This is a genomic window from Pontibacter saemangeumensis (genome assembly GCF_039541895.1).
In the GTDB taxonomy this organism is placed as follows: domain Bacteria; phylum Bacteroidota; class Bacteroidia; order Cytophagales; family Hymenobacteraceae; genus Pontibacter; species Pontibacter saemangeumensis.
This window is the reverse complement of sequence record NZ_BAABHC010000004.1, coordinates 135267-149613: the sequence shown is the minus strand read 5'-3', so window position 1 is coordinate 149613 and position 14347 is coordinate 135267. Positions and strand designations below refer to the sequence as shown.

General features: G+C 54.1%; 10 protein-coding genes. 5 read left to right on the top strand and 5 right to left on the bottom strand.

Going from position 1 to position 14347, the window contains the following annotated elements; translation table 11 throughout:
* Positions 1-275 precede the first annotated feature (275 nt).
* Entirely contained in the window at positions 276-2288 is a 2013-nt protein-coding gene (locus ABD920_RS05235; RefSeq protein ID WP_345157304.1) for an alpha-ketoacid dehydrogenase subunit alpha/beta, read from the top strand.
* 80 nt (positions 2289-2368) lie between these two features.
* Here the strand turns inward: ABD920_RS05235 and tamL are convergent, their stop codons facing one another.
* A complete protein-coding gene (gene tamL / locus ABD920_RS05230; RefSeq protein ID WP_345157303.1) occupies positions 2369-4813 on the bottom strand; it encodes a translocation and assembly module lipoprotein TamL in 2445 nt (814 codons plus the stop codon).
* Positions 4814-4829: 16 nt separating this feature from the next.
* Here tamL and ABD920_RS05225 point away from each other — a divergent pair, with 16 nt between their 5' ends.
* Positions 4830-5579, top strand: coding sequence for a TrmH family RNA methyltransferase (locus ABD920_RS05225; RefSeq protein ID WP_345157302.1), 750 nt, complete (start codon positions 4830-4832; stop codon positions 5577-5579).
* Between the two features lie 58 nt (positions 5580-5637).
* Here the strand turns inward: ABD920_RS05225 and ABD920_RS05220 are convergent, their stop codons facing one another.
* From ABD920_RS05220 to ABD920_RS05205, 4 genes are all read right to left on the bottom strand, one after another.
* Positions 5638-6765, bottom strand: a complete 1128-nt coding sequence (locus tag ABD920_RS05220) for an outer membrane beta-barrel protein (RefSeq protein WP_345157301.1) — start codon at positions 6763-6765, stop codon at positions 5638-5640.
* A gap of 12 nt (positions 6766-6777) precedes the next feature.
* The gene (locus ABD920_RS05215; RefSeq protein ID WP_345157300.1) at positions 6778-7674 is read right to left on the bottom strand and encodes a hypothetical protein; all 897 of its coding nucleotides are present in this window, start codon (positions 7672-7674) and stop codon (positions 6778-6780) included.
* A gap of 17 nt (positions 7675-7691) precedes the next feature.
* Positions 7692-8225 (bottom strand): RNA polymerase sigma factor, encoded by a 534-nt coding sequence (locus tag ABD920_RS05210; RefSeq protein ID WP_345157299.1) that lies wholly within the window; start codon positions 8223-8225, stop codon positions 7692-7694.
* Between the two features lie 521 nt (positions 8226-8746).
* The gene (locus tag ABD920_RS05205) at positions 8747-9472 is read right to left on the bottom strand and encodes an arylesterase (RefSeq protein WP_345157298.1); all 726 of its coding nucleotides are present in this window, start codon (positions 9470-9472) and stop codon (positions 8747-8749) included.
* A gap of 145 nt (positions 9473-9617) precedes the next feature.
* Here ABD920_RS05205 and ABD920_RS05200 point away from each other — a divergent pair, with 145 nt between their 5' ends.
* The 3 genes from ABD920_RS05200 (at position 9618) to ABD920_RS05190 (ending at position 14151) form a co-directional block, all read left to right on the top strand.
* On the top strand, positions 9618-10328 hold the full coding sequence (locus ABD920_RS05200) for an ABC transporter ATP-binding protein (RefSeq protein ID WP_345157297.1): 711 nt from the start codon (positions 9618-9620) through the stop codon (positions 10326-10328).
* Positions 10329-10489: 161 nt separating this feature from the next.
* Positions 10490-13069: an ABC transporter permease gene (locus tag ABD920_RS05195; RefSeq protein WP_345157295.1), complete on the top strand. Its 2580-nt coding sequence runs from the start codon at positions 10490-10492 to the stop codon at positions 13067-13069.
* 251 nt (positions 13070-13320) lie between these two features.
* Positions 13321-14151 carry an SDR family NAD(P)-dependent oxidoreductase gene (locus tag ABD920_RS05190; protein WP_345157294.1) on the top strand — a complete coding sequence of 277 codons (831 nt, stop codon included), beginning with the start codon at positions 13321-13323 and terminating at the stop codon, positions 14149-14151.
* Positions 14152-14347: the final 196 nt, after the last annotated feature.

Here is a 14347-nt window from a genome sequence, read left to right as displayed (position 1 = left end):
ATATGAAAATGACAAAGGGACAACGCAAGACACCTTCTGTTGCAAACTTCTACAGGAAAGCCGGCAGCTTTTTGAAGGCCTATTAAATTCATATATGCTTCGTCTGATTTGTGGCAAAATTACCTAATAAAGACGGGAGTACCGCGCGTGGCGGCACATTTTACTTCCATACCGGAAACTCGTACCTTGTTGAAAACCGATACAAATCTATGCCAAAAGGGACTATGGCAGCCGAAAGGCTGCACGTTGATCTGCTAAAAAAAGCATATAAACTGATGTTAACTGCCAAAACCCTGGCAGATACCTACGAAGAGAACAAAGCGACCTGCAGCAAGTACGTGCACAGCACCTCCCGCGGCCACGAAGCCATACAACTGGCTGCTGCTTTCCAACTGCAGCCTTACGATTTTGCCTCGCTCTATTACCGCGACGATTCCTTGCTGCTGGGTATGGGCCTGCAGCCGTACGAACTGATGCTGCAACTCATGGCCAAGGCCGATGATCCGTTTTCCGGGGGGCGCACCTATTACGGGCACCCGGCCCTCAAGCGCTCCGGTTTCCCTACCATCCCGCACCAGAGCTCTGCCACCGGCATGCAGGCCATACCGGCAACCGGCATGGCACAGGGCATTGCGTACCTGGAGGGTCAGGGTTTGCTGCCGGAGGGGGAGAAGCCGGTTGTGCTGTGCTCCCTGGGCGATGGGGCCGTGACAGAGGGGGAAGTGGCTGAGGCCTTCCAGATGGCCGTGCTGAAAGGGTTGCCGATCATATACCTTGTCCAGGACAACGATTGGGGCATATCGGCCACCGGCAAGGAAATGCGCGCCATGGATGCCTACGAATATGCTGCCGGATTCAAGGGCATGGAGCGCCTGCGTGTAAACGGGGCTGATTTTGTTGAGTCCTATGAGGGAATGCGGGTGGCGTTTGAATATGCACGAAAGCTGCGGAAGCCAGTCCTGGTGCATGCGAAAGTGCCCTTGCTGGGCCATCACACCTCCGGCGTCCGCAGGGAGTGGTACCGGGGCGAAAACCTGCAGAAACAGGCCATCAATGATCCGATCCCGCTGATGCAACAGATCCTGCTCGAAGCCTATGTGGCTACGGAAGTGATTGATGCGCTGGAGCAGGAGGCGCGGGAGACTGTCGCGAAAGACTACGAACGGGCTTTGGCAGCGCCTTCCCCGGATCCACTGACTTTTGATCAGCATGAATTCGCCCCTACGCCTGTCATCCAACAAAAGGGGGTGCGCAGCCCAGCCGGTGCCGAAAAAGCCACCATGGTGGATGCGGCCCTTCATGCCGTCGACGAAATCCTGCGGGCTTACCCGGAGGCACTGTTTTACGGGCAGGATGTGGGGGGTAAGTTGGGTGGCGTGTTCCGGGAGGCCGCGCTGCTGGCAAAGAAATACGGCGATACCCGCGTGTTCAACACCCCGATCCAGGAGGCCTACATCATCGGCTCCACGGCGGGCATGTCGGCAGTGGGCGCTAAGGCGATTGTGGAGATCCAGTTCGCGGATTATATATGGCCGGGCATCAACCAGTTGGTGGAGGAGCTCTCGAAAAGCTGCTACCTGACGAAAGGCCAGTTCCCGGTTCAGTCGCTCATCCGGGTGCCCATTGGCGCCTACGGCGGGGGCGGCCCCTACCATTCCGGCAGTATCGAATCGACGCTGCTGAACATCCGCGGCATTAAAGTAGTCTACCCCAGCAATGCCGCAGACATGAAAGGCCTGATGAAAGCCGCTTTCCTGGACCCAAACCCGGTGGTGATGCTCGAGCACAAGGGCATCTACTGGTCTAAGGTGCCGGGAACGGAGGAGGCCAAAACGGTGGAGCCGGATGAGCATTATATCCTTCCGCTGGGCAAGGCCAGCATCGTGCAACAGGCGGATGAGCAGGAAGTGCGGCGTGGCAACAGCATGGCTGTAATCACATACGGCATGGGCGTATACTGGGCAAAGGCAGCCTCCAAACAGTTCCCGGGGGCCATTGAAATAGTGGACCTGCGCACCCTCAACCCGCTCGATTATGAAGCAGTCAAAGCATCTGTCGCCCGCCACGGCAAGGCAATCGTGCTAACGGAGGAGCCGCTGCTGAACTCGTTTGCGGAGTCCCTGGCCGGGCGGCTTTCGAAAGACTGTTTCCAGCAACTGGACGCGCCCATCTATACCTTAGGAGCGGCTAACCTTCCGGCCGTTCCGCTGAATGTGGAGCTCGAAAAAATGATGCTCCCCAATGCAGCGAAGGTAGCCGCAGCCATGGAAGAGCTTTTGAATTACTGATAAAGAGGCGCCGCAGGTGTGTGCGGCGCTTTCTAAACTCAATTTATATATAGGGAGGCGCAGCCAAGGCGCGTCCTTTGTTAGAAAGGATACCCGATGCCAATCTGTAGGGTGCTCTGGTTGTTTCGGGTGAGGAAATCACCAAACCGGAAATCATTCAGGATAAACTTGTTCCCATATAGCCCGGCAGGGTCATATACTTTCGTTGCCAGGTCGAAGCGCAGAATCAGCACCGACAAATCCAGGCGCAGGCCGAAACCGGTGCCGACAGCGAGTTCTTTGTAGAACCGGTTAAACTTAAAATCAGCGCCGGGCCGGTTGCTGTCCGGTTCCAGCAGCCACACGTTACCAGCATCCATAAACAGCGCGCCGTTCAGGAAGCTGAAGATATTGAACCGGTACTCTACGTTCGCCTCCACCAACACTTCGCCCGGCTGCTCCAAGTCATAATCCCGGGTGGTGCCAACGCGGTAAGGCTCTGATTCCTCCACAGGCTTGACGGCGGCATAGGAGCCCAGCCCCAGCCGGCGCGACTGCCAGGCCCGCACGCTGCTGGCACCGCCCGAGAAAAAATGCTTCTCATAGGGCAGTATCTCAGAATCGAAAATAGGGGAGGCCACACCCGCGTTCAGCCTGTATACGAAATAGCGGGAACCGCCCAACGGGATATACCGGCGGTAATCCGGGTTGATCTTAAAATACTGAAACGTCTGCAGATTGCTGTTGCTCAAATCAAGCCCCAGCTCCTTCGTCAGTCCGCCCACTTCCACCAGCCCACGGAAATAGCGGGCGTTCCGGGTCTGGGTGAAATCGTTTGTGTTATATATAAAGTTGAAGCCGATAAAGGATATGATGCCGTCGGAGAAACTTTCGATCAAGGAGCGGCTGCCTTCGCTGTTCGCGATCAGGTTCCGCTCAAAATTACGGTCCAGTATCTCTCCCTGCACCACGTTGAGATTCACAGGCGAGAAGATGAACTGCATCACGGGCGGCCTTAGCGGGTTGCGCGTCACCTGCCATATATAATCCAGGCCCAGCTCGTAGTTTGTGCGGATATACTGCTGCCGGTCGCTGTTGGTGTAGCCGGTGTAGATGCGGGTGCGCGGGCTGTAGCCCGACAGCAGGTTCTTGTTTGTGAAAGGCAGCAGGATAACGGGGAAAGACAAGGCCACGTCCCCCCCGAACTCCCGGATCAGCACGGTTTGGTTGTTGTCGGCCAGGCTGATCTGGCCCTCAATTCCGCCTCTGAGTCCGATATCCAGGTTCTCGGCGCCGCCAAACAGGTTCCGCACCCGCAACCGGACGCTGGAGAACGGGCCGGGCGTACGCTCGGTGAAGTTAAGGCCCAGCTCGATCGTTTCCTGAAACTTCTTGGCAGGCAGCGCATTGATATACGCGTTAAGCTGAAAACTGGAGTCGGATGGGGCGTCGGCTTTATTATAGAGCACGTTGTTGAACTGGAACACATCCAGCTCGGCCAGTTTACGCTGTGTGGTGGAGGTGCGTAGCTGACTGTACCGCTGCCCCGGGTAGATGTCTACTTTCTTGTCGAGGATAAGCGGGGAGTAGCGGTGCTTGTAGGCGACATAGTGAACCCCGTCGTACCGGATCGTGTCCCGCGGGATGCCGAAACGGTCGGCATCAGTTTTAAAGAACACCTTGTTGATCGTATAGAGCGGGTGGTTTACTCCCTGCTCCGGATTCTGGATAATCGTTTTGACTTGCGCGGTTCTGCCTGCAAAGCTGGTGTCCACCTCAAACTCGATATAGGCGCGCACGAAGTCGTAGTAGCCGCGGTTTTTCATCAGCTCATACAGGCGGTCGCGCTCCGCGCTCAGCTCCTCTTCATCGTACTTCTCGCCAGGTTGCAGCAGTGAGCGGTCAGCGGTGGACTTCACCAGGCGCAGCATGGCGGAATCCGGGATGTCATAGCTGAACTCCGTGTACCGGTAGGGGGCGTTTTCCTCGATGTTGAGGGTAATGTAGACCAGCTTGTCCTTTTTCACTTCCTTCTCATAACTGGAGAGGTGGTTAAAGTAGCCTTTTGAGTTGAGGTATATATCCACCTGTTCCATCGTCTCTTCCATCAGGGTAGAGTCATATATGGCGGGAGGCTCCCCGATCTGCATCAGCACGTTCCCTTCCTTCTTGTTCTCCTGCAGGCGGTCGATGCGGTTGTCGAACTTTGTCCGCAGCCGCACCACCTTGGTGGAGTCGGTGCCGGCCGCCGCTATCTTGCGGTCGCGTTTGGCTTCCTGCTTTTCAATGCGCTCCTGTATCTTCTGCGGATCGTAGAACCTTTTACCTAAATTGTAAAGCGCCAGATAGGGCGTCGATCCGAATACGAGGCGGTTAGGCTCCTGCTGGTACAGTGCCTCGATGGCACCGGGTTCCACGGCTTCCAGTCCCTTTGGCGCGATACTGACCAGCAGCTTTTCGTCCTCCCCCAGGTATTTGGTGGGAATGCAGGCTTGCAGGCAGGCCATTGTAAATGCCAGTACAGATATGTATAATCGTGGTTTCAAACTTATATCGCCTACTATGTTGTCTAAAGCAGTTGTAAAGTATATCAAATCCCTGCAATTAAAAAAATACCGCAGCCAACACAAAGCCTTTGTGGTAGAAGGGGCCAAAAGCGTACTGGAACTGCTCCGTGCCGATTTTGAGCTGGAATACGTTTTCATGACAGAGTCATTTTACAGCCAACACAGGGAGAGCCTCCCCGAGGGCCTTGCGTTTGATGTGGTGACAGAGGAGGAACTGGTGAAAGCGGGCTCCTTCGCCAGCAACAACGCCGCGCTTGCCGTGGCGCGTATGCCGCAGCTGCCACCACTGCGGGTAAACGCCAGTGAGCTGGTGATCGCTTTAGACGACATACGGGACCCGGGCAACCTTGGTACCATTGTCCGCATTGCCGACTGGTACGGCATCGGCAAAATCATCTGCTCCGAAACCTGCGCCGACTTGTACAACCCGAAGGTGATCGCCGCCTCGATGGGCTCATTCACGCGGGTGCAGGTGCATTACATTGACCTGGCCTCGTGGCTACAGCAGCACAGCGGCCGGTTCAGGGTATATGGCGCCTCCCTGGCAGGCGAAAGCATCCACACCTTGCACCTGAAGCCGGAGGGGATTGTGGTGCTGGGCAACGAGGCTAACGGGCTGCGGCAGGAGGTGGCGGCACAGGTAAACCAACTGATCAAAATTCCAGCTTTCGGTAAAGCCGAGTCCTTGAACGTGGCCACGGCGGCGGCAATTATTATGGATAACTTCAGGCGGAACCCGCTATAAAGCAAAAAGAGGGGCGCTGCTGGCCCCTCTTTTTATATCCCTCACTTTCAAACACGGCTTAGTAGAAGAAACGGAACCCGAAGCTGACAACGTTAGCCTGAATGCCACGGTTTTCTTTGAAGAGGTCATTCATGTTGTATTTAGCGAACAGGTTCAGATCGCCGTACCCAACCACGCCTTCAATGCCGTACTGAAAATCGCTCAGGTTAAACGAGTCGCGTGTCTTGTCTTTCTCTGTGCTGCCATCGAGTTCATACTTTTGTTTCGTGTGGCTTCCCAGCCGGTATCCTATAAATGGACCGGCACCTATCGTGAAACCGTCTTTGTCGTTCTCCCGCTTAAACTCCAGCGTGGCCATCAGGGGCAGGTTAATGGAAGAATGCGTCAGCTTGGATTTCTCGAAGTTCACTTCCTCCACCTCCCGGAACACAGTGGTGTTGCCCTCTTCCTCTACGATCACGTTATCGTCGAACATATAATTGTTGAAAGCGAATTCTAGGCCCGATACGAGGTGGAATGGGCTCTTGCGGCCGCCGATCTGCGACTTCACACGCCAGTTTAAGCTTGCGTAGCGCGATCCGCCCGGCTTCAGGTCTACGATGTTGTTGGCATCCCCCGTGAAGGCATTGAGGCCGAGGTCAACGTCAAACCCGAACCGTGTGGCCTTGTAATGCTCCTCGTGATGCGCCTGTCGGGTGCTGTCTCGTTCGGCTTTGGTGGGCACATCCACGTTTACTTTTGTGTTTTCCCCGTCTTCCTCCACTTCCACATCAATCTTGAATATTTTGTTGATGCGGATCTCGTGGCGCTCTTTTTTTACTTCGCCGGTCTGCGGGTCGTTTTCCTGCACCGTCACGGTCACCTGTCCGCCCTTTCCATCCTCTGATTCGGAGGCTTTAAAGGTGACTGTCATGTCCTTTGAACCGGGGTTGGAATTCTCCATCTGGTCAACCCGCTCCACGTAGTTATTCAGTTCGCGCATCAGCGAGTCAAGGCTGTAATTCTGGAAAGCCTTCAACTGTTGGATGTTCTGCAGCTGCAGGATCATTTTTGCGCCGTTCGCCATTTTGATGATGATGGTGTCCTGGTCGTTGCCGAGGCGCTGGCTTACGGTAAGATCGCCTTTAGCGAACACACCGGTAGCGGTGGCCATGAAAATGGCCATGAGAAGTAGTACTCGTTTCATCGTTTTGTAGGGTTAGAGATTGATAACTTTTGAAAATTTCTGTTTGCCGATATGCGTACTCAGCGCCACCTTATCAGCGTTGATGCCGACTTCCGAAAGCTCCACATTCTCGCCGCTGGCCAGGTTGCGCACCTGCTTGAAAATGTTCTTGGCCAGCTTCGCCTTTTTATCCAAACCTTTCGAGGCTTCTTCTGCCGAGGCCATGGCAGGTGGCGAGGCTGCAGAGCGCTTGATAATGATCTCAACGGGCTCCGCATTGAGATTGGCCGCTGCCCTGGCAAGCGAAGCAGGCTGCACAGCTGGCTGCGGTGCTGCTACTGCGGGCTCCTCAGCTCTTTCGGACGCTTTGTATGCGACGGCCGGCTGCACTGTCGCTTTGGGTTTGTTGGCTGCTATAGCTTTGGCTGGTTTCAGATGCGCAACTTTAGGTGTTGCCTTCGCTACAGCATTCGGTTTAGCATCCGCTTCTGTAATGTTAGATGCAGCAGGGGCGGCATCGGTTGCCTGGGGAATCAAATTATTTTCTTTCGGGGCTTTTTCAGTAGTAGCTCCGGCATCAGCCGTCATCTCAGGGGCCTCCGCGGTGATAACTGGTTTTTCGTGCAGCTCCAGTGTCTTTGATTTGTCAGCCAGCACCTCATTCACCTCCGGTGTGCCGGTTTGAATGTTATAGAAGACCACACCCACCGACAGCACCAGCGATACTGCGGCGGCAATGGAAGAGTATAGCCAGGTAGTGGTGCGTGTTTCGGCCCTTGCCAGCAGTGGAATTACCCTGGTTTCTTCTTCCTGTGGCGCAGTTTCTGCCTGCATGCGCTCCTGCAGCCTGTTCCACAGGTCGGTGGGAGGTGTGGGGGAGGTGTTCCCCAGGCGCTCCTTGAATATCTTGTCTACGTCTTCTGGTCTCATGGTCTTCTCCTCCTTCATTATACAGCGATAGCCTCTTTGCCCGTCAGCCGCCGCTGCAGCATGGCGCGGGCCTTGCTCAACTGCGACTTGGATGTGCCTTCCGTGATGCCAAGCATATCGGCGATCTCTTTATGGGCATATCCTTCAATGGCGTACAGGTTAAATACAGCCCGGTAGCCAGCGGGTAAAGTCATTAAAAGCTCCAGCAGCTCGTTCTCTGCCAGTTCCTGGTCGGCACCGCCTGTGCTGGCCACCTGCACGTGGTTGTCTTCGATAGCCAGGTGCAGGGGCTCTTTTTTTCGTAAAAACCCAAGTGCCTCGTTCACCATAATGCGGCGCACCCAGCCTTCAAAACTTCCCTTTGCCTCGAACTTGCCGATGTACTGGTAAATCTTCATAAACCCGTTGAGCAGTGCTTCTTCAGCGTCCATCTCATTTTTGAGGTAACGCAGGCACACGCCGTACATTTGCGGGGCAAAGCGCTCGTACAGGAGCTTCTGCGCCTTGGTGTCTGCCCTTTGGCATCCTGCTATCAGTTCTGCTTCTGTCACGCGCTGTAAAGGTTTATCAAATAATCTGGATCTGGTTTAACGCAGGAGCTTTGTGGCTCTTTTACCTTTAGATGTAAGGTAGCGGAGGTTTGGTTGCCTGAGATGAAATAAATTTTTAAATATTTTTCGTCATCCGCAACGCGCTAACTATAAATATGTGAGCATCAGCTACAAAAATAGCGAGACAACTTTATATACTGTATATAAGATAGTGAATTTGACAGTCTGGGATTTATGCTATACAGCTGATACCAAAGATAAACAATGAGATATGAGGATTAAACCTTAGCTATATATAAGGCAAGTGGAAAGGGGCAGCATGGCGTTTATTATAAAAGCTGCAGCCATATATACGAGGTTGAGCTACCGCCAGCCCTAAAGAAAAAAAACAGCAGCAGCTCCTGATAAAGGGAACCGCTGCTGTTTTCCTGAAATAAAATTTCAACTTTTAGCCACTCATATAACGGCGCAAGGTATCAAATGTTGTAGAAGAAGCTAAAAATCCGTTTTATTTTTTAAAGTCATGAGCTCGCCACCGGCGTATCTTCCAGGATAACCGGTTCCAGTATTGCCCAGACGTTGTCTGCCAAAATCTTCTGCCCCTCCACGGTGGGATGGATGCCGTCGCCCTGGTTCAACTCGCGGTTTCCGGCCACGCCCTCTAACAGGAAAGGAATAAGCCCCACCTGTTCTTCCTCCGCCAGCCGGGTGTATACGTCCCGGAAATCCTGGGTGTACTGCTGGCCCATGCTCGGTGGAATCTGCATCCCCGCCAGTAAAATCTCCACCTCGGGGTTTTTGCTGCGCACCTTTTCGATGATGGCTTTCAGGTTGCTGTACGTCTCCTCTGTCTTGATCCCCCGCAGGCCGTCGTTGGCCCCCAGTTCCAGTACAAACACATCCACCGGCTGCTTCAGCAACCAATCGATCCGGCCTTTGCCGCCCGCTGTCGTTTCACCGCTGACACCCGCGTTTATCACTTTGTAAGGCAGATCAAGCGAGTCGATGCGCTCCTGTATGAGGGCCGGGAAAGCCTGATCCGGCTCCAACCCATATCCCGCCGTCAGGCTGTTCCCAAAAAACAGGATGGTCTTGGTCTCAGATTTTTCGGTACCCGCCCTGGGAGTGATTGCGCCTGCTTGCGCCTCCTGCCCGGCCTCGGTGCGTTCTGCTTTCTCTATATCGCCACAACCGTACAACGCCAGCACTGCCGCCAGGTAAAGCATAAAATATTTCTTCTTAATCATCAGTCTCGCACTATGTTTGCTAAATTTATACTTCTAAGCTTAAAACTAATAACGTGCCATAAGAGTTATTTGGTTTAAAGATTAAATTTATCATATATCCTTTTGGCTTTCGTGCATCACCTACTACTTAATTAAACTACCAGGCGTGTCTATAATACTCGATATAAAAGATTTAACTAAAACCTACGACAGCGGCGATCGTCACCTGACAGTGCTTCAGGGCATCAACTTTTCCCTGCAGGCGGGGGACACCTGCTCCATTGTCGGCCCGTCGGGCAGCGGCAAGACAACGCTGCTCGGCCTTTGCGCCGGCCTCGACAGGGCCAGTTCCGGCTCTGTTGTCCTGAACGGTGTGAAACTCGATAACTTGTCGGAAGACGAGCGGGCGCAGGTGCGCAACCAGTACGTCGGTTTTATTTTTCAGAACTTCCAGTTGATCCCGACACTGACGGCGCTGGAGAACGTGATGGTTCCGCTGGAGCTGCGCGGCGAGCGGAACGTGCAGCGGCAGGCAATGGAACTACTAGGGCGCGTAGGGCTGGCTGAGCGCCACGACCACTACCCCACGCAGCTTTCGGGCGGTGAGCAGCAGCGCGTGTCGCTGGCCAGGGCTTTCTCAAACAGGCCCACCATCCTTTTCGCGGATGAGCCCACCGGTAACCTGGACGAGGAGACCGGCCAGAAAGTAGAGCAACTGCTGTTCGATCTGAACCGGGAGTCGGGCACTACGCTGGTGCTGGTCACGCATGACCTGGAACTGGCCGAGAAAACGCAGCGCATCATCCGCATCAAAGGCGGAACGGTTGTGTCAGACACGGGTGCGCCTGTGTCAGTGGACAAAGAAGAATATCAATAGAAAAAAAGCTGTTTAAATGAGCGCGTAGCAGGATATCGACGCTACTTTATATATGAGATTAGGATACCTGAACGCTGTGTCATATATGATTTCCGCTATCTAATCAATATGTAACACTCAAATAAAACAGCAATCAACTATAATTTAGCAAACCATACCCTGTGCCCGACACGATTGTACATATAGCAAGTAAAAAGAACCTGAACCTGCGCTGGCTCCTGAAGATGGCGTGGCGCGACAGCAGGCGTAACCGCGGAAGGCTTGCCCTGTTCATATCCTCCATCGTGCTGGGTATTGCGGCGCTCGTGGCCATCAACTCCTTTTCAGATAACCTGCGCACCGATATAGACCGGCAGGCAAAGTCACTGATCGGAGCCGACCTGGTTATAGCCAGTAACAAGGAAGTGGAGCCGAAGATGCAGCGGCTGCTTGACTCACTTGCAATTGGGGGAGATCGTTCGGATGAGGTGCGGTTTGCCTCGATGGTGGTGTTCAAGTCCACGCAGGGGACGCGGCTGGTGCAGGTGCGGGCGCTGGAGTCGGGCGGTTTCCCGTATTACGGCGAGATAGAATCAGAGCCGAAAGCCGCCAGCACGGCGTTCAGGAGCGGTGGCCGCAAGGCACTTGTTGATAACACACTGCTGCTGCAGTACAACACCAAACCCGGCGATTCAATCAAGGTCGGTAAACTCACTTTTGAGATTGTGGGGGCCCTGCATAAAATACCCGGTCAGACGGCCATGACGGCAACTATCGCACCGGCCGTTTATATACCGCGGCGCTACCTCGAGGAGACGGGTCTGCTGCAGAAAGGCAGCCGCATCAGCTATTACCATTATTATAAGCTACCCGCCGAAACCGACGCCGACAAACTGGTGGAGAAACTGGAGCCGCGACTCGAGGAAGCAGGCTTCGGCTACGACACAATCGAGAGCCGCAAAGAGAGCACCGGCGAATCCTATACTAACCTTGCGCGTTTTCTGGCGCTGGTTGGCTTTGTGGCGCTGTTACTGGGTTGTGTGGGTGTGGCCAGTGCGGTGCATGTCTATATACGGGAGAAGCTGGCTACTATCGGAGTGTTACGCTGCCTCGGCATGAGCGGAACACAGGCGTTTCTCATCTACCTGTTCCAGGTGGCGGCCATGGGCCTGATCGGCTCCATCGTCGGCGCGATCCTGGGAAGCCTTATCCAACTGTACCTGCCGCAGCTGTTTCAATCGTTCCTGCCGGTGGAGGTGACCGTGGCGGTTTCATGGTCGGCAGTGGCGGGCGGCATCGGCATTGGTCTGGTGATCTCGGTCCTGTTTGCGCTGCTCCCGCTGCTCACCATCCGGAACGTGTCCCCGCTCATTACCCTTCGTGCCGGAATCGAGCATGTATCGAAGCAGCCGGACAAACTGCGCCTGGGGGTATATGGCCTGATCGTCGCTTTTATTCTGGTGTTTGCTTACATGCAGCTAGGCACATGGCTCCGGGCCCTGTCCTTTACCGGTGGTGTATTGGTGGGTTTTGTGGTGCTGGCCCTGATCGCCCACCTGATGATGCGGCTGGTGAAGCGCTTTTTCCCGTCTAACTGGGGCTATGTGTGGCGGCAGAGCCTTGCCAACCTGTACCGGCCAAATAACCAGACGCTGCTGCTGACGGTTTCCATCGGGCTCGGCACAGCCCTAATTGCGACACTGTTCCTGATGCAACGCCTGCTCCTGAGCGAGGTAGCCATTGCAGGCTCGGAGAACCAGCCGAACCTGGTATTGTTTGATATACAGAACGCGCAGAAAGACCAGGTGGCGCAGCTGACGAAAGAGCAGGGGCTTCCGCTGCTGCAGATGGTGCCTGTGGTAACGATGCGCCTCGACGAGATGAAAGGGCTGACGGCCGCCGATGTGCGGAAAGACACAACGCTCGAAATCCCGGACTGGAGCTTTACCCGCGAATACCGCGTAACCTACCGCGACACGTTGATAGACTCGGAGAAAACAGTTGGCGGAACCTGGAAAGGGGTGGCTTCCCTGGAGGACGGGCCTATTCCCATCTCACTTGAAGACCAGTATGCAGAGCGGTTGAAAGTTTCGCTGGGCGATACGCTCATCTTCAACGTGCAGGGCGCGCTGGTGCCGACCGTGCTGGCGCATCTGCGGGAGGTTGAGTGGAACAGGGTGCAGAGTAATTTCCTTGTGCTGTTCCCGAAGGGGGTGTTGGACGAGGCGCCGCAGTTTCATGTGCTCATGACACGCACGAAATCTGATGCCGAGTCAGCCCAGTTCCAGCGGACGCTGGTGCAGCGCTTCCCCAACGTGTCGGCCATTGACCTCGGGCTAATCCTGCAGACCTTGGATGAGATACTGAGCAAGATTGCCTTTGTAATCCGGTTCATGGCGCTATTCAGTATAACGACTGGCTTGCTGGTCCTGATCGGCTCCGTGAACATCAGCAAATTTCAGCGTGTACAGGAGAGTGTGCTGCTGCGTACGCTGGGTGCAAGCCGTAAGCAGATTCTCACCATCAATGCCTTTGAATACCTGTTGCTGGGCGCCCTGGCCGCCGGAACAGGCATCATCTTATCAGTGGGTGCCAGTTGGGCGCTGGCAGTCTTCAGTTTTGAAATGCCTTTCGTTCCTGACTTCGCCCCGCTGCTACCGGTTTTTGTGGGCATCACCGCCTTAACCGTGTTTATCGGCATGCTCAACAGCCGCGGCATTCTCAACAAACCCCCGTTGGAAGTGCTGCGCCGCGAGGGGTAATGAATAAGAAAAGATCCTATATATAAATTAGTCAACAGGAAAGGCCATTCTCTATAGGATGGCCTTTCCTGTTGACACTGCAACCCTAATGTTAAATGAAGGCGTCTTTTTCATTAGCGTCAGATGCCCTTCATATGCCTATCCAAATCATTTATCTCATATATCCCCTTTAATCACGCATAACCTAAAATCCATTTAGTTGGTAAAAGAGAAGGCTCCCTTTAAATTAAAACTGAAACCAAACACACACTATGAAAACAACGAAAGAAGAAAACAAAGGAAAAACAGTACTGATAACCGGGGCCTCCAATGGCTTCGGAATGGAGTTCGCCAAATTGTTCGCCCAGGACGGATACAACCTGGTGTTGGTAGCCCGCAGTACGGAGCGGCTGAAGAACCTCGGATACGACCTCCAGGATGAGCATCAGTTAGAGCATGTCTGCATCATCACATCGGACCTGACTCGGCCTGAAGCACCCCAGGAGATATATGAAGAACTGAAAAGCAGCGGTATTCAAGTGGACGTGCTGGTGAACAACGCTGGTGCGGGCCTGCATGGCTTCTTCCATGAAACAGACCTGGAGCGGGAGCAGGCTATCATCCAGTTGAATATCAACACGCCGGTTGCCCTAACCAAGCTTTTCCTGCAGGACATGAAGCAGCGGAACGAAGGCAAAATCCTGAATCTTGCCTCTGTCGTGTCGTTTATGCCGTCCCCGTTGATGGCCATATATGGGGCTACAAAAGCCTTTATGCTCTCTTTCTCTGAGGCGCTCACCAACGAACTGCAGGACACGAACATCACGGTTACGGCCCTTTGCCCGGGTGCCAGCAACACCATGTTCTTCAGAAGAGCGGGCGCAGCCCATACCAAGGCTGCCAACGGAAGCCTTTCTGAGCCGGCCGATGTTGCCCGCGACGGGTATAATGCACTCATGAACGGGGAAATGCGGGTGGTATCGGGCCTGATGAACAAAGTGCAGACCACCGCCTCGGGAGTGCTGCCCGACAGCGCGACGGCTGCCACGATGCGCCACCTGATGGAAGAGGAAGAAAGTGAGACCACAAACTATGCGGAATAGTATATCCGTTGCACTTTCTGATTGTCTGAAGGAAGCAGCATCAATTGCATAAAGTAACAGTGCCCTGGTTTGGCTATATATAGCGGACCGGGGCGCTGCTTTTTTATAACAACTTGTAAACGAAAGAAGGGACCTTGCCTTAAGGTCCCTTCTTCTTTTTAAGCATAGACAACAAATGCCATCTGCTTAATTTTTC